The sequence below is a fragment of the Massilia sp. IC2-476 genome, assembly GCF_020707295.1.
In the GTDB taxonomy this organism is placed as follows: Bacteria; Pseudomonadota; Gammaproteobacteria; order Burkholderiales; family Burkholderiaceae_D; genus Telluria.
Map to the genome: position 1 here is coordinate 188,442 of NZ_JAJFER010000002.1, position 15,765 is coordinate 204,206.

General features: G+C 66.0%; 16 protein-coding genes. 9 read left to right on the forward strand and 7 right to left on the reverse strand.

Annotated elements, in window-relative coordinates; genetic code table 11:
* Positions 1 to 22 precede the first annotated feature (22 nt).
* A complete protein-coding gene (locus LK539_RS05685) occupies positions 23 to 2,101 on the forward strand; it encodes a TonB-dependent receptor domain-containing protein (RefSeq protein WP_227799945.1) in 2,079 nt (692 codons plus the stop codon).
* Complete coding sequence (locus LK539_RS05690; RefSeq protein ID WP_227799946.1) at positions 2,101 to 2,481, forward strand: MerC domain-containing protein; 381 nt, start codon at positions 2,101 to 2,103, stop codon at positions 2,479 to 2,481. The genes LK539_RS05685 and LK539_RS05690 overlap by 1 nt, the downstream gene beginning before the upstream one ends.
* A gap of 127 nt (positions 2,482 to 2,608) precedes the next feature.
* Here the strand turns inward: LK539_RS05690 and LK539_RS05695 are convergent, their stop codons facing one another.
* The 5 genes from LK539_RS05695 to LK539_RS05715 form a co-directional block, all read right to left on the reverse strand.
* The gene (locus LK539_RS05695) at positions 2,609 to 2,977 is read right to left on the reverse strand and encodes a Fur family transcriptional regulator (protein WP_227799947.1); all 369 of its coding nucleotides are present in this window, start codon (positions 2,975 to 2,977) and stop codon (positions 2,609 to 2,611) included.
* Between the two features lie 6 nt (positions 2,978 to 2,983).
* Positions 2,984 to 3,535, reverse strand: a complete 552-nt coding sequence (locus tag LK539_RS05700; protein ID WP_227799948.1) for a hypothetical protein — start codon at positions 3,533 to 3,535, stop codon at positions 2,984 to 2,986.
* A gap of 47 nt (positions 3,536 to 3,582) precedes the next feature.
* Complete coding sequence (locus LK539_RS05705; RefSeq protein WP_227799949.1) at positions 3,583 to 4,437, reverse strand: sulfurtransferase; 855 nt, start codon at positions 4,435 to 4,437, stop codon at positions 3,583 to 3,585.
* Positions 4,438 to 4,445: 8 nt separating this feature from the next.
* Positions 4,446 to 5,366, reverse strand: a complete 921-nt coding sequence (locus tag LK539_RS05710) for a DMT family transporter (protein WP_227799950.1) — start codon at positions 5,364 to 5,366, stop codon at positions 4,446 to 4,448.
* A 160-nt stretch (positions 5,367 to 5,526) separates the two neighbouring features.
* Positions 5,527 to 6,627: an aromatic ring-hydroxylating dioxygenase subunit alpha gene (locus tag LK539_RS05715; protein WP_227799951.1), complete on the reverse strand. Its 1,101-nt coding sequence runs from the start codon at positions 6,625 to 6,627 to the stop codon at positions 5,527 to 5,529.
* Between the two features lie 334 nt (positions 6,628 to 6,961).
* On the opposite strand from LK539_RS05715, the gene LK539_RS05720 reads away from it, so the two are divergent.
* From LK539_RS05720 to dxs, 3 genes are read left to right on the forward strand one after another with little or no spacing between them, the layout of a single operon-like run.
* Positions 6,962 to 7,201, forward strand: a complete 240-nt coding sequence (locus LK539_RS05720; RefSeq protein WP_227799952.1) for an exodeoxyribonuclease VII small subunit — start codon at positions 6,962 to 6,964, stop codon at positions 7,199 to 7,201.
* Positions 7,198 to 8,085 carry a polyprenyl synthetase family protein gene (locus LK539_RS05725; RefSeq protein WP_227799953.1) on the forward strand — a complete coding sequence of 296 codons (888 nt, stop codon included), beginning with the start codon at positions 7,198 to 7,200 and terminating at the stop codon, positions 8,083 to 8,085. Before LK539_RS05720 ends, LK539_RS05725 begins: the two co-directional genes overlap by 4 nt.
* Positions 8,086 to 9,957 carry a 1-deoxy-D-xylulose-5-phosphate synthase gene (gene dxs, locus LK539_RS05730; protein ID WP_227799954.1) on the forward strand — a complete coding sequence of 624 codons (1,872 nt, stop codon included), beginning with the start codon at positions 8,086 to 8,088 and terminating at the stop codon, positions 9,955 to 9,957. It begins immediately after the preceding gene.
* A 108-nt stretch (positions 9,958 to 10,065) separates the two neighbouring features.
* Here the strand turns inward: dxs and LK539_RS05735 are convergent, their stop codons facing one another.
* Both LK539_RS05735 and LK539_RS05740 read right to left on the reverse strand, forming a co-directional pair.
* Positions 10,066 to 10,764, reverse strand: coding sequence for a 2OG-Fe(II) oxygenase (locus LK539_RS05735; protein WP_227799955.1), 699 nt, complete (start codon positions 10,762 to 10,764; stop codon positions 10,066 to 10,068).
* A gap of 4 nt (positions 10,765 to 10,768) precedes the next feature.
* The gene (locus LK539_RS05740) at positions 10,769 to 11,323 is read right to left on the reverse strand and encodes a cob(I)yrinic acid a,c-diamide adenosyltransferase (RefSeq protein WP_227799956.1); all 555 of its coding nucleotides are present in this window, start codon (positions 11,321 to 11,323) and stop codon (positions 10,769 to 10,771) included.
* 91 nt (positions 11,324 to 11,414) lie between these two features.
* Here LK539_RS05740 and LK539_RS05745 point away from each other — a divergent pair, with 91 nt between their 5' ends.
* The 4 genes from LK539_RS05745 to LK539_RS05760 all read left to right on the forward strand — a co-directional run bounded on the left by LK539_RS05745 (position 11,415) and on the right by LK539_RS05760 (position 15,679).
* A complete protein-coding gene (locus LK539_RS05745) occupies positions 11,415 to 12,908 on the forward strand; it encodes an FAD-linked oxidase C-terminal domain-containing protein (protein WP_227799957.1) in 1,494 nt (497 codons plus the stop codon).
* A gap of 2 nt (positions 12,909 to 12,910) precedes the next feature.
* Positions 12,911 to 13,957, forward strand: coding sequence for a glycolate oxidase subunit GlcE (gene glcE / locus LK539_RS05750; RefSeq protein WP_227799958.1), 1,047 nt, complete (start codon positions 12,911 to 12,913; stop codon positions 13,955 to 13,957).
* A gap of 1 nt (position 13,958) precedes the next feature.
* On the forward strand, positions 13,959 to 15,179 hold the full coding sequence (glcF, locus tag LK539_RS05755) for a glycolate oxidase subunit GlcF (RefSeq protein WP_227799959.1): 1,221 nt from the start codon (positions 13,959 to 13,961) through the stop codon (positions 15,177 to 15,179).
* 119 nt (positions 15,180 to 15,298) lie between these two features.
* On the forward strand, positions 15,299 to 15,679 hold the full coding sequence (locus tag LK539_RS05760) for a hypothetical protein (RefSeq protein ID WP_227799960.1): 381 nt from the start codon (positions 15,299 to 15,301) through the stop codon (positions 15,677 to 15,679).
* Positions 15,680 to 15,765: the final 86 nt, after the last annotated feature.

The following is a 15,765-nucleotide window of genomic DNA, read 5'->3' on the forward strand; positions in this document are numbered from 1 at the left end:
TCAACAACAAGGAAGCCCCGCCATGCCATCTCCGACCCTGCAACGCACGCCGCTCGCGTTGGCGATCCTGTTCGCCTTTACCGCGCCGCTCGCCCATGCCCAGACCGACAGCCGCCTGAAGGCCGACCCCGACAGCGTCCCGACCGTGGTGGTGTCCGCCAGCGCGCTCGGTGTGCTGGAAGACGACATGATCACGCCCGTCACCTCGCTGTCCGGCGGGGCCCTGGTGCGCGCCCGCGAATCGACACTGGGCGAGACCCTGGCCAACCAGCCGGGCATCAGCTCGAGCCACTTCGGCGCCGGCGCCAGCCGCCCGGTCATCCGCGGCATGGATGGCCCGCGCGTGAAGATCCTGTCGGACGGTGCGGAAGTGCAGGACGCGTCCACCATCAGCCCGGACCACGCGGTCGGCTTCGAGCCGGTGCTGGCCGAACGCATCGAAGTGCTGCGCGGCCCGTCGGCGCTGGCCTATGGCGGCGGCGCGGTGGGCGGCGTGGTCAACATCCTGGACCGCAAGATTCCAACCCGGATGCCGGACAAGCCGATCGAAGGCAGCGCCGAAGTACGCGGCAATTCCGTGGCGCGCGAAAAAACTGGTGCCTTCGAACTCACCGGCGGGGCGGGCAATATCGCCGTGCACGCCGAAGGCGTCAAGCGCGACGCCGGCGACTACCGTGTCGGCAAGGGCTGGGAAGACGGCAAGCGCGTGAACGGCAGCTACAAGGAAACCGAAACCGGCACCGTCGGCCTGTCCTGGGTGGGCGAGCGCGGCTACCTGGGCGCGGCCTACACCAGGAAGCGCACGGAATACGGCATCCCCGGCCACAATCACGAATTCGAAAGCTGCCACCCGCACGGCGACCACCTGCATTGCGGCGGCCATGGCCACGAGGAGGGCGAAGAGCACGACCACGAGCACGAGCACGGCGCCGAGGAAGTGCCGGTCGTGAAGCTGAATAGTGACCGCTGGGACCTGCGCGGCGAATACCGCAATCCGGTGGCCGGCATCGAAAAAGTGCGCCTGCGCGCCGCCTTCACCGACTACCGCCACGACGAGCTGGAAGAGAACGTGGTCGCCACCAGCTTCCTGAACAAGGGGCACGACGCGCGCTTAGAGGCGGAACATGCGCCGCTGGGCGGCTGGCGCGGCGTGGTCGGCCTGCAGACAACGCGCCGCGACTTCCGCACGCTTGGCGAAGAGGCCTACGTGCCGCCGACCGTGACGAAGAAGCATGCCGTGTTCGTCACCGAGGAATACAAGCTGGACAACTGGCGCTTCGAGGCCGGCGCGCGCCACGAGTGGCAGGACATCGCGGTCGACAGCGCGACGCAGAAAGATACCGATGCGCGCGGCACCTCGGTGGCGCTGGGCGCGGTGTGGAAGTTCCAGCCGCAGTATTCGCTGCGCGCCGGCCTGTCGCGCAGCCACCGCCTGCCCACCGCGGAAGAACTGTACGCCGGCGGCGTGCACCTGGCCACCGCCACTTACGAGATCGGCAACCAGAACCTGGGCAAGGAAACCTCGAACAACATCGACATCACCCTGCGCAAGTTCGAAGGCGACACCACCTTCTCGCTGAGCGCCTTCCACAACCGCGTCGACAACTACATCTACGCGCACACGCTGGACAACCACGATGGCTTCCAGCTGGTGGAATACGCGCAGCGCGACGCCACCTTCACCGGCTTCGAAGGAGAGCTGCGCCACAAGTTCTCGAAGGTGGTGGAGGGCACGTTGTTCGGCGACCTCGTGCGCGCCCGGTTCGAAGGCGGGGAGGGCAGCCGCAACATCCCGCGCATCCCGGCGCACCGCATCGGCGTGCGCCTGAACGCCGACTGGCAGGCCTGGCACGGCATGGTGGAACTGGTCCGTGTCGGCAAGCAGGACCGCGTGGCGGAGTTCGAGGGCCGTACCGGCGGATACAATATGCTGAACCTCGGTACCCACTACACGACGCGCATCGGGGGCGTGCCGGCCCAGCTCTACGCCCGCATCAACAACCTCACCAATGAACTGGCGTTCAGCCACACCTCCTTCATCAAGGAAGCCGCGCCGCTGCCGGGCCGTAACATCACGGCGGGCCTGCGCTTCGTCTTCTGATGAAACAACTGATCAGGTTTGCCGACTACGCGGGCATCGCGGCGTCGGCCCTGTGCCTGGTACATTGCCTGGCGATGCCGCTGTTGCTGGTGGCATTCCCGCTGCTGGGATTGGGGACCGACCACCATGCGCTGCATGACGCCTTGCTGGTAGGCGTGAGCCTTCCGGTGCTGCTGGCGCTGGTGCCCGGCTATGTAAAGCACCGGGATCCGGCGGCGCTGGGGCTCGGGCTGGCCGGGCTGAGCGCCTTCCTGGTGGCGGTGTTCGTGCTTGGCCCGCGCTTCGGCGAATGGGCGGAGACGGGGGCGGCGGTGGGGAGCAGCGTGCTGCTGCTGGCGGCGCATCTGCGCAATCACCGCTACTGCAAGGAGTGCCGGTAATCTGTAGCGTGGGCGGCTATGCCGCCCACGCGGTGGGGTGCTGGCGATACTTGAACGCGTGGGCATTCGTAATTCCGGGCATTGCCCGAAATTACCCCGTCCACCCTACAAAAGCGTCACGTCAGTGTTAACGGCAAGCGCTGCACAAGCCGTACAGCGTCAGCTCATGCGACTCCAGCACGAAGCCATCCGGCGTCAGCTTCTGCATGTCGCCCGGGCAGGCATGTACCTCATACACCTTGTCGCAGGAACGGCAGTGAAAATGGTGGTGATGCCCATGTCCCGCGATCTCGTAGCGGTCCCCGCCGCCCGGCAGTGACACCGTGGTGATCTCGCCCGCTTCCAGCATCGACTTGATGTTGCGGTAGATGGTCGCCATGCCGATCCCCGGCACCACGGTCTGGGCGTGTTCGAGGATCTCCTGCGGCGCCAGAGGACGGCCGGCGTCCTCGATGCACTGGTGGATCGCCTTGCGCTGGCGCGTGTTGCGTTCCATGGCCGCTTACTTCTTCGCGCGCAGCGCTTCGAGCTCGGTGCGCAGGGCGCTGCGCTCGGCGTAGGATTTGTCGAGCTGGGCGCGCAGCGACTTCACTTCGTTGGCGAAGTTGTCGCGCGCGGTGGTGGCGCCGACCAGCTCCATCTCGGCGGCCAGGCGTGCATCCGACTCGCTCGCCTGGGCCGCGACGTTGCGTTCCAGCTGGGCGCGCAGGTCGGCCAGCTGGCGGTCCTTGCCATCGATCGCCAGCTGGTCCTTGGCCTTGCTGACCAGGGCATCGGTGGCGACCTGGCGCGCGTCGCGCAGTTCGGCCGTGAGGCGTTCGATCTCGGCTTCATGCTCGGCCGACGCTGCCAGCGCCTGGTCGCGTGCGGCTTCCAATGCCGCGCCGCTTTCGCGCAGGGCGGCTGCATCGGCTTCGGCTTCGGCCAGTGCCTCGCGCACCGGTCCGGCGGTCTGCTCGGCGACCTGTTGTACCCAGCCACTCAGTGCGGCGGTTACCGATTCGGGGATGTCCAGCGCGGGTGCGCCGGCGTTGTTCTTGTCCTGGTCCGACATTGTCGCGTTATCCTTTGCTGCTGCTTTTTTCATTGATGTGCCCTCGCTCACGCATCGCCCGTGGCGACAGGGCGGGTCGGGTCGCCGACCCATTCGCTCCACGAGCCGGGATACAGGGCCGCCCCGGGCATGCCCGCTACCGCCAGGGCAAGCAGGTTGTGGCAGGCCGTCACGCCCGAGCCGCACTGCATGATGGCGCGTTGCGGATCATCGACCAGCGGCGCGAACTCGCTGCGCAGCGTCGCGGCATCCTTGAAGCGGCCGTCCGGCTGCAGGTTGTCCTTGAAGAAGCGGTTCTTCGCGCCCGGGATGTGGCCGCCCACCGGGTCGATGGTTTCGTTCTCGCCGCGGAAGCGGTCGCTGGCGCGCGCGTCGATCACGATGCGTTCGCCCTTGTCCACGTTGTCCAGCACTTCCGCCACCGTCACGGTCGGCACGAAGGGCGCGCGCACCGTCACGCTGCCGCGCGGCTTAGCCGCCACCTCGGTGCTGAGCGGCTTGCCGAGCGCCTGCCAGGCGGCCATGCCGCCGTCCAGCACCGCGACGTTTTCGTGGCCGAGCCAGCGCAGCAGCCACCACAGGCGCGCGGCGAACATGCCGCCGTGGGCGTCGTAGGCCACGACTTGCGAGCCGTCCTTGACGCCCCAGCCGCGCAGGGTCTCGATCAATGCTTCCTTTTCCGGCAGCGGATGGCGGCCGCGGAATACCCCGTCGGGACCGTGCTTGGCGCCCGAGAGCTGGGTCTCGATGTCGCCGAACACCGCGCCTGGGAGGTGGCCGATGGCGTAGCCATCGCGCCTGGCGGCCAGGTTCATCAGGTCGTGGCGGCAGTCGACCAGCACCCAGTCCGGGTCGTCGATGTGTGCGGCCAGGTCTTGCGCCGAAATCAGTGTCGTGTACATGTCGCTCCTCAAGTCTCGCTGGCGATCGGATCGGTGTCCTTGACCACGGCGCCCTTGGCCGTGCTGCGTGTATTGTAGAACGTCGCGGCGACGCCGGACGCAAGGATCACGCCGATCCCGAGCCAGACGTGCCAGTCGAAGCTATCGCCCCACAGGGCCAGGCCCCACAGGCTGGAAAACACGATGCCGGTGTACTGCAGGTTGGCCACCACGAGCACCTTGCCGACGCGGTAGGCGCGCGTCATCGCCATCTGGGCCATCAGGGCGGTGACGCCGATGCCCAGCAGCAGGATGCCGCTCCCCAGGGTATGGCTCTGGAACACCGCGCCCTTCGGGCCGTCGCCCGCCAGCACGCCCAGCAGGCCGGCCAGCGCCGTGGTCAGCGAGAAGTAGAACACCACGCGGTACTCGGGTTCGCCCATCTGGCCGAGCTTACGCACCTGCATGTAGGCCATGGCCGAGATCACCGAGGAGCATATGCCGGCCAGGCCGCCCAGCCACTGCTCGCTCTCGATGGCCGGCTGCAGCACCAGGGTCACGCCGAAGAAGCTCATGGCGATGGCCAGCACCAGCGGCCATTCGGGCATCTTGGTGCCGCGCCACCAGCCGACGCCGAACATGAAGGCGGCGATCCAGATCGGGGCCATGTAATTGAGGGTGACGGCGGTCGCCAGCGGCAGGCGGGTAATGGCGAAGAACCACAGCCAGAGCGAGATCACGCCGACCACGCTGCGCCAGATGTGTTCCTTGGGGAAGACGGTCCTGAAAGTGCCGCCGCGGTGCCGGACGATCATGAAGAGTACCAGGGTGCCGATCAGGCCACGGTACATCACGAGTTCCGAGGTGGAGTAGAACTCCGAGGCCAGCTTCACGCCCGCGCCCATGGCGGCGAACGCAAAGCTGGCAAACAGCATCCAGAGTGAAGCCATCTTAGAACCTGTTCCAGTAGGCTGGAGTCGCTGCTGGCGCGCCTGACAAGCGGGTGCTGCGTTGCTCGTCGTTGCATGGCGCGCCATGCGGCCTCCTCGCGCCTTGCCCGCGCTTGCCAGTCATCACCATCAGCTTCCTCCCTCCTACTGGAACAGGTTCTTACAGCTCAAGTTTACTTCGGTACCACTCGTGGAAGTGCTGCATTCCGTCTTCCATCGGCGACTGGTAGGGTCCCACCTCGTTGACGCCGCGTTCGAGCAAAATCTTGCGGCCGGCATCCATGCGCAGCGCGATCTCGTCATCCTCGACCGCGGTTTCCATGTAGGCGGCACGTTCGGCTTCCACAAACTCGCGTTCGAACAGCACGAACTCCTCGGGGTAGTAGAACTCGACCACGTTGCGGGTCTTCTGCGGGCCGATCGGCCACAGGGTCGACACCACCAGCACGTTCGGGTACCACTCGACCATGATGTTCGGGTACAGGGTCAGCCAGATCGCGCCGTACTTGGGCGGCTGGCCGTTGTTGAACTTCAGGACCTGTTCCTGCCACTTTTTATACGCCGGCGAACCCGCCTTCTGCAGCGCGCGGTTCACGCCCACGGTCTGGACACTGTAGTCGCGGCCGAATTCCCACTTCAGGTCATCGCAGGACACGAAGTTGCCCAGGCCCGGGTGGAAGGGCTCGACGTGGTAGTCCTCCAGGTAGACCTCGATGAAGGTCTTCCAGTTGTAGTCGCACTCGTGGATCTCGACGTGGTCGAACATGTAGCCGCTGAAGTCGAGGTCGCGGGTAGCCTCCATGTTCTTCAGCTTGTCCATGACGTCATAGCCGTTCTGCTCGAACAGCAGTCCGTTCCAGTTCTGCAGCGGCGTCTTCGACAGGTTCAGGCACGGCGTCTCCGGGAAATGCGGAGCGCCGATCAGCTGGCCCTTCAGGTCGTACGTCCAGCGGTGCAGCGGGCACACGATGGTGTTCGCATTGCCGCGGCCATTGAACATCAGCGCCTGGCGGTGGCGGCAGACGTTGGACAGCACTTCGATGCCGCCCGCGTTGCGGACCAGCATGCGGCCTTCGTTTTCGGATGCAAGTGTCGCGAAATCGCCTACCTCCGGCACCATCAATTCATGGCCGACATAGCGCGGGCCCTTGTGAAACAGTTGCTGCAGCTCGCGCTGCATCAGCGCATTGTCAAAGTAGACATCTACCGGAAGCTGCGCGCACGAGCGCGCCAGCTTGGCGTGGGTAGCCAGATCGGACATCCCAACCCCCCTTTAATCAAGTACCACCAAAGAAGAGAAAGAATCCAAAGACCAGTATTTTGAGAAAAGGAATACGGTGTTTCGGACAGAACCTTAGATTATACCGTGGAAACACGGCTCAAGGGTTCGGCCCGTCGCGCGCAAGGGACGAAACCGTGCAAATAACTTGTTGAAAAATCAAGGATTTCATCCAGGAGGGCGCTTTGCCGTAAAAGGTTTCACACAAGCAAGTTGCGGATGATGCAATGTGCGCCCCTTGAGGGGAAGGATTGGACTAAAATACGCGATTGGACCGACCCTTGGCGCACCCTTGCGCCTATATAAGCAAAACGCTATGTCAAACAATACGAATGCGCCCGAGTCGTTCGAAGGCGCGATGGCCGAGCTTGCCCAGCTCGTGTCGCAGATGGAGTCCGGCCAGCTGCCGCTGGAAGCGTCGGTGGCCGCCTATGCGCGCGGCTCCGAGCTGGTGAAATACTGCGCCGCCCAGCTGGAAAAGGTCGAGTCCCAGGTGAAGGTACTGGAAGGCGACATGCTGAAACCCTTCTCGGCCGAAGGCGAGGGCGATCAATGACGGCGTTCGACACCTGGATGCGCGAGGTGCAGGCCGAGGTCGAGCGCGCGCTCGAGACCCTGCTGCCGGCGTCCGCCACGGTGCCGCACAAGCTGCACGAAGCGATGCGCTACACCGCCCTCGGCGGCGGCAAGCGCGTGCGTCCGCTGCTGGCCTATGCCAGCGGCGCCCTGTTCGGCGGCGATGCGCAGGCGCTGGCCCGCGTAGCCGCCGCCGTCGAGATGATCCACGTGTATTCGCTGGTGCACGACGACATGCCCTGCATGGACGACGACGATCTGCGCCGCGGCAAGCCGACGGTGCACGTCGCCTATGACGAAGCGACCGCGCTGCTGGTCGGCGACGCGCTGCAGGCCCAGGCCTTCGAGGTCCTGGCCGGCATCGACACGCTGCCGCCGAGCCGCCAGGTCACCATGCTGCGCCTGCTGGCCGAAGCGGCTGGCTCCGCCGGCATGTGCGGCGGCCAGGCGATCGACCTGGACAGCGTGGGCCTGGCGCTCACGCGCGAGGAACTCGAGCGCATGCATCAGCTCAAAACAGGCGCGATGCTGCGCGTGTCGGTGATCCTGGGCGCCCTGTGCGGCAAGGACTTGTCGGCGACTGAACTGGAAGCGCTGGGCGCCTATTCGAAGGCGATCGGCCTGGCTTTCCAGGTGGTCGACGACGTGCTGGATGCGACGGCCGATTCGGCCACGCTGGGCAAGACCGCGGGCAAGGACGCGGCGGACAACAAGCCGACCTATGTGTCGATCCTTGGGCTGGACCAATCGAAGGAACTGGCCGAGCAATTGCGGCGTGAAGCGCACGAAGCGCTGGCGCCATTTGGAGAACAAGCACTGCGGCTGCGCGAACTCGCGGACCTCATCGTGCAGCGGAAGGCATAAATGAACCTGCTAGAGACCATCAACGACCCCGCGGACCTGCGCCAGCTCCCGCGCACGCAACTGACCCCGCTCGCCACCGAGCTGCGCCAGTTCCTGCTCGACTCGGTGTCCAAGACCGGCGGCCACCTGTCCTCGAACCTGGGCACGGTCGAACTGACCATCGCGCTGCACTACGTGTTCAACACCCCGCACGACCGCATCGTGTGGGACGTGGGCCACCAGACCTATTCGCACAAGATCCTGACCGGCCGCCGCGGACGCATGCCCAGCCTGCGCCAGCTGAACGGCCTGTCGGGCTTCCCGAAACGCGACGAAAGCATCTACGACACCTTCGGCACCGCGCACTCGTCGACCTCGATCTCGGCCGCGCTGGGCATGGCGAAGGCGGCCAAGCTCAAGGGCGAAGACCGCCACGCGATCGCCGTGATCGGCGACGGCTCGATGACCGCCGGCATGGCCTTCGAAGCCCTGAACAACGCGGGCGTCGAGGACGACTGCAACCTGCTGGTGGTCCTGAACGACAACGACATGTCGATCTCGCCGCCGGTGGGCGCGCTGAACCGCTACCTGGCGCGTTTGATGAGCGGCCAGTTCTACGCCGCCGCCAAGAACGTCGGCCGCAGCGTGCTGCCCGGCCCGGTGCTGGATCTCGCGCGCAAGCTCGAAGAACATGCCAAGGGCATGGTGGTCCCGGCTACCATGTTCGAGGAATTCGGCTTCAACTACATCGGCCCGATCGACGGCCACGACCTGGATTCCCTGATCCCGACCCTGGAGAACATCAAGAAGCTCAAGGGCCCGCAGTTCCTGCACGTCGTGACGAAAAAAGGCCAGGGCTACAAGCTGGCCGAGGCCGAGCCGATCCTGTACCACGGCACCGGCAAGTTCAATCCGCTGGAGGGCATCAAGGCGGCGACCGCGCCGAGCAAGATCACCTACACCGAAGTGTTCGGCAACTGGCTGTGCGACATGGCGGCCAGTGACCATCGCATGGTCGGCATCACGCCGGCGATGCGCGAGGGTTCGGGCATGGTGCGCTTCCACCAGGAGTACCCGGAGCGCTACTTCGACGTCGGCATCGCCGAGCAGCACTCGGTGACCTTCGCCGCCGGTATCGCCACCGAAGGCTTGAAGCCGGTCGTGGCGATCTACTCGACCTTCCTGCAGCGCGCCTACGACCAGCTGATCCACGACGTGGCGCTGCAGAGCCTGGACGTCACCTTCGCGCTCGACCGCGCAGGCCTGGTGGGCGCCGACGGCGCCACCCACGCCGGCAACTACGACCTGGCCTACCTGCGCTGCATCCCGAACATGGTCGTCATGGCCGCGTCGAACGAGAACGAATGCCGCCAGATGCTGACCACCGCTTATCACTACCCGGGCCCGGCGGCGGTGCGCTATCCGCGCGGCGCCGGCGTAGGCGCGGCGATCCAGCCGGAGCTGACGTCGATTGAGATCGGCAAGGGTGAAGTCCGCCGCGAAGGCAAGGGCATTGCGATCCTGGCTTTCGGTTCGATGGTGGCGCCGAGCATCGCCGCTGGCGAAGAACTGAACGCGACGGTGGCCAACATGCGCTTCGTGAAGCCGCTCGACGTGGAACTGGTCAAGCGCCTCGCGAAGGAGCACGACTACCTGGTGACGGTGGAAGAGGGCTGCGTGATGGGCGGCGCGGGTAGCGCCGTGATGGAAGCGCTGGCCGCGGCAGGGATTGCCAAGCCGGTGCTGAACCTGGGGCTGCCGGACAAGTTCATCGACCAGGGTGATCCGGCGGCACTGCTGGCTTCCGTTGGGCTGGATGCGAAGGGGATTGCTGCGTCGATCCGTCAACGGTTTGCTGCGGGAGAGCCGCGCCTGGTAGTCAACAATACCTAACCCGTAGGGTGGGCGGCTATGCCGCCCACGCGGTCAACTGGCGCAAGAATAGCCTGTTCGGCACTTCATTCGCTAACTGTCACCGCGTGGGCGGAGAATCCGCCCACCCTACGAACCACCATATAGCGTCTCGGCTCTCTGGAACAAAATCCACGAGGTCGCAATATACTTGTCCCCGCTGCGCGAAACATGCCCCTTGTGGGTATGCGTGAACCCCGCCGGCGCAATGATCAGCCGTCCCTTGCGCGCTTCCACCTTCCGGTTCTGGTACAGGAACTCGGTCTCCCCGCCATCTTCCACGTCGTTCAGGTAGAACTGCCACAGCAGCACCCGGTGCAGGGTCTCGCAGCTCGGGTTTTGCGGATAGATTTCGGAATGCCAGTGGTGGTAGCCGCCGGTCCCCTGCAGGTATTTCTGCAGGTTGACGTGCCCGACCCGGTAGATCGACTGCATCAGCTCCATGATGTTCGGCGTGCCGAATTCGTCGAAGTTGGCCAGGGACAGGGTCACCGGCTCGCCCGTCGCGGGGTGCGCCACCTGCGGCGACAGGGCGCCGATCAGGAGCATCCGGTACCGGTCCATGTACTGCGCCATGTGGCGCGCCATGGTCTGGGTGAGCAGGGCGCCGACGTCGTCCCACTCCGGGTGGCCGTTGATGGTCAGGTCGTAGCTGTCCTTCTTGCTGACGTCGACGCCGTTGCCGGTGCGGCCGCGCGCCACCTTGCTGCTGGCGTCGAAGCGTGCGCGGATCGCGTCGCACTGCTCGGCCGTCAGAGCGTTGTCGTAGATCCCGATGAAGTCTTCCATGTATTTATCCCCGCTTGCGCTCGTGCTGCCACAGCACGTCGCTGCCGCCGGCGAAGCGGTTCAGCACGCGCGCCAGCACGAACATCAGGTCCGACAGGCGGTTGACGTACTCGCGCGGATGCGGGCGGATGTCCTCGGCGTGTCCCAGCGCCACGATGCTCCGCTCGGCGCGGCGGCACACGGTGCGGCATACGTGGGCCAGCGAAGCGGCGCGCGAGCCGGCCGGCAGGATGAATTCCTTCAGCATCGGCAGGTCGGCGTTGTATTTCGCCAGCAGGCTGTCGAGGCGCGCCACGTGCTCGTCCTTGATCATCTCGTAGCCCGGGATGCACAACTCGCCGCCCAGGTCGAACAGGTCGTGCTGGATCGAGACCAGCTCTTCGCGCAGGTCCGCCGGCATCTCCTCGCACAGCAGCAGGCCGACGAAGGAGTTGAGCTCGTCGACCTCGCCCAGCGAATGGATGCGCGGGCTGTCCTTGACGGTGCGGCTGCCATCGCCCAGGCCGGTGGTGCCGTCGTCGCCCGTCCGGGTGGAGATTTTGGAGAGTCGGTTGCCCATGATGTAACCTTATGCAATATGTTAAAAAAACGATAGGGCGAGCATACGATAATCGCGGCGCTTGTGCTCAATTTTTGCCTACAATTCAAGAATGAGCGCTACCACGTCCGCACCCACCGAGAACCTCGCCGGAAGGCGCGCGCAGGTCGCCGCCGCGCTGCGTGCGCGCCTGCCTGACAACGTCGTCCTGTCCGACCCCGAAGACACCCGTCCCTATGAATGCGACGGCCTGGCCGCCTATCGCCAGCTGCCGATGGTCGTCACGCTGCCTACCAGCGAAGAGCAGGTGCTGCAGATCCTGAACACCTGTCGCGAACTCCGCGTGCCGATCGTGCCGCGCGGCGCCGGTACCGGCCTGTCGGGTGGGGCGCTGCCGATCGCCGACGGCGTGGTGATCTCGACTGCGCGCCTGAACCGCATCGTTCGCGTCGATGCGTACTCGCGCACCGCCGTGGTCCAGCCGGGCGTGCGCAACCTCGCCATCTCCGAGGCGGCGGCGCAGTACGGCCTGTACTACGCGCCCGACCCGTCTTCGCAGATCGCGTGCACCATCGGCGGCAACGTGGCCGAGAATTCCGGCGGCGTGCACTGCCTGAAATACGGCCTGACCGTGCACAACGTGCTGCGCGTGCGGGTGGCGACCATCGAAGGCGAGATCATCGAACTGGGCAGCGAGGCGCTGGATGCGCCGGGCCTGGACCTGCTGGCCGTCTTCATCGGCTCGGAAGGCATGCTCGGCATCGTCACCGAGGTTACGGTCAAGCTCGTCCCCAAGCCCGCGGTGGCGCAGGTCGTGATGGCCTCCTTCGGCGACGTCCTCACCGCCGGCAACGCGGTGGCCAGCATCATCGCGGCCGGCATCATCCCCGCCGGCCTGGAAATGATGGACCGCACGTCGGTGCGTATGGTCGAACCGTTCGTGCGCGCCGGCTACGATACGGACGCCGCCGCCATCCTGCTGTGCGAGGCCGACGGCACCGCGCTGGAAGTGGCGGAAGAAATCGAACGCATGAAGGCGGTCTTCGAAGGGGCAGGGGCCACCGCCATCGCCGTGTCGCAGAGCGAGGCCGAGCGCATGCGCTTCTGGTCCGGCCGCAAGAATGCCTTCCCGGCGGCCGGTCGTATCTCGCCGGACTATTACTGCATGGACGGCACCATCCCGCGCAAGCAGCTGGCGCGGGTATTGCAAGGCATCGAGGACATGGAAAGGACTTTCGGCCTGCGCTGCTCCAACGTGTTCCACGCGGGCGACGGCAACATGCATCCGCTGATCCTGTTCGACGCCAACCAGCCGGGCGAATTCGAGCGCGCCGAAGCGTTCGGGGCCGCGATCCTGGCGCTGTGCGTCGAAGTGGGCGGCACCATCACCGGCGAGCACGGCGTGGGCATGGAGAAGATCAACTCGATGTGCGTGCAGTTCGACCGCAAGGAGCTGAACGCCTTCTTCGCGGTCAAGCGCGCTTTCGATGCCTTCACGCTGCTCAATCCGGACAAGGCGATCCCGACGCCGCACCGCTGCGCCGAATTCGGCAAGATGCACGTGCATGGCGGCGAACTGCCGTTCCCTGAACTTCCGCGCTTCTGAACATGCAATCGATCGAACAATTCCAGGAACGGGTGCGCGCCGCCGCAGCAGACAAGCAGGCCTTGCGCATCCGCGGCGGCGGATCCAAGGACTGGTACGGCCAGCGCCTGGAGGGCGAGATCCTCGACACGCGCGGCTACCGCGGCATCGTCGACTACGAGCCCACCGAACTGGTGATCACGGCGCGCTGCGGCACGCCGCTGAGCGAGATCGAGGCCGTGCTCGCAGAACGGAACCAGATGCTGGCCTTCGAGCCGCCGCATTTCAGCGAGGACGCAACCCTGGGCGGGGCGATTGCTGCCGGCCTGGCCGGCCCGCGCCGCGCCTATGGCGGCGGCGTGCGCGACTTCGTGCTGGGCGCCAAACTGCTGGACGGGAATGGCGACGTGCTCTCCTTTGGCGGCCAGGTGATGAAGAACGTGGCCGGCTACGACGTGGCGCGCATGCTGGCCGGCTCGCTCGGCACCCTTGGCCTGCTGCTGGAAGTGTCGGTCAAGGTGCTGCCGCGGCCCCTTGCCGACACCACCTTGCGCCTCGAGATGAGCGAGATCGACGCGATCCGCCGGCTCAACGAGTGGGGCGGCCAGCCGCTGCCCCTGTCCGCCAGCTTCTGGCACAGCGGTGTGCTCTTGCTGCGCCTGTCGGGCGCCCAGGCGGCGGTCGATGCGGCGGTGCGCCTGATCGGCGGCGAGGTCGTCGAGCATGCCGCCTCCTGCTGGGAAGAGCTGCGCGAGCAGCGCCTGCCTTTCTTTGGCGGCGAGGATGCGCTGTGGCGCCTGTCGGTGCCGTCCACGACCGGCGCGATCGTGCTCGGCGGAGTGCAACTCATCGAATGGGGCGGGGCCCAGCGCTGGCTGCGCAGCGAGCTCGAAGCCGCGACCATTCGCCGCAGCGTGGCGGCCGTGGGCGGCCATGCGACCCTGTTCCGCGGCGGCGACAAATCCGTGGGCGTGTTCGACACGCTCCAGCCCGCGCTTGCGCGCATCCACGAACGACTCAAGGCTTCCTTCGATCCGGCCCACATTTTCAATCCGGGACGAATGTACTGACATGCAAACCAATCTCGCCGATTTCATCAAGGGCACCGCCGACGGCATGGAAGCCGAAGCGATCCTGCGCGCCTGCGTGCACTGCGGCTTCTGCACCGCCACCTGCCCGACCTACCAGCTGCTGGGCGACGAGCTCGATGGCCCGCGCGGCCGCATCTATCTCATCAAGCAGGTGCTGGAAGGCGCCGAACCCACCCGCAAGACCCAGCTCCACCTGGACCGCTGCCTTACCTGCCGCAACTGCGAAACCACCTGTCCGTCGGGCGTCAAGTACGGCCGCCTGGCCGACATCGGCCGCCGCGTGGTCGAAGAGCGCGTGGCGCGGCCGCTGAAGGACCGCGTCAAGCGCACCACGCTGAAGGAATTCCTGCCGCGCACGGCGCTCTTCAAGCCCGCGTTCAGGGCGGGCGCGCTGGCGCGGCCGGTGCTGTCGAAAGGCTTGCAGGACAAGCTGCAGCCCGCGCGCGCACCTGGCGCCTGGCCCACCCGTTCCCATGCGCGCAAGATGCTGGTGCTCGAGGGCTGCGTGCAGCCGGCCATGGGACCGAACATCAATGCCGCCACCGCGCGCGTGCTCGACGCTTTCGGCGTGCAGCTGCTCACCGCACCGAAAGCGCGCTGCTGCGGCGCCGTGCGCTACCACCTGAACGATCAACAGGGCGGCCTGGAGGACATGCGCCGCAACATCGACGCTTGGTGGCCCTACGTGGAGCAAGTGGAGGCGATCGTCATGACCGCGTCCGGCTGCGGCGTCACGGTCAAGGAATATGGCCATCTGCTGGCGCACGACGAAGCCTACGCCGCCAAGGCCGCGCGCATCTCGATGCTCACGCGCGACCTGTCCGAGATCATGCCCGAGTTCGAAGAGCAGCTCGGGGCGAAGCTGAAGGGGAAGATCGCGAAGCGCGTGGCTTACCACCCGCCCTGCACCCTGCAGCACGGCCAGCAGATCCGCGGCAAGGTCGAAGGCGTGCTGCGCGCCGCCGGCGTGGACGTGCAGCTGTGCGCCGACAGCCACCTGTGCTGCGGCTCGGCGGGCACCTATTCGGTGCTGCACCCGGAGATCGCGCACGCACTGCGCGACCGCAAACTGGCCAATTTGCAAGCCACCAGTCCGGACGAAATCGTCTCGGCCAACATCGGCTGCATGACCCACCTGCAATCGGGCACCGATACCCCGGTCACCCACTGGATCGAACTGATCGACCGCGCGCTCACCTGAGTCACCTCGTCCCGGGCGTGCCCCGAATGACCGCGCGCGCAAGCGTGTGCGGCGCTTTTGCTCTTTTGTCTATCGTGGTGTACCGACAAGCCGTATCACCAACAGAACAGGAGAGCAGGATGGAAGCAATCAGGATGCTGCAGATCTCGACGTATTTGTTCGCCCTTACCGCCCTGGGTGGCATCGTGATGGGCTGGATCCGGTTTTCGAGCGGCAGGAATCCGCCCTCATCGTTCGCGATGGGCCATGGTTTCCTGGCGGCTGCCGGCGTGACCTTGCTTGCGTATGCGATCTTTGCGCTGGATGCACCGGGCACGGCGCTCCTGTCGCTGCTGCTGTTCCTGGGCGCCTCGATCGGTGGCGTGGTCCTGAACCTGCACTATCATCTGAAAGAGCAGCCCATGCCCAAGGCGATCGTGGTGGTGCACGCGGTCGTCGCGGTCATCGCTTTCGTTCTGCTGTACATGGCGGCATTCACGGGCGACGCGGCCGGCGTTTGAATCCGGGAGCCGGCTGCCGGCGACGCGCATGCGCGGGCGGCGCTATACTCGTGCTTTCGTCCACGCGCCTGCGTTTCGCCGTTCTC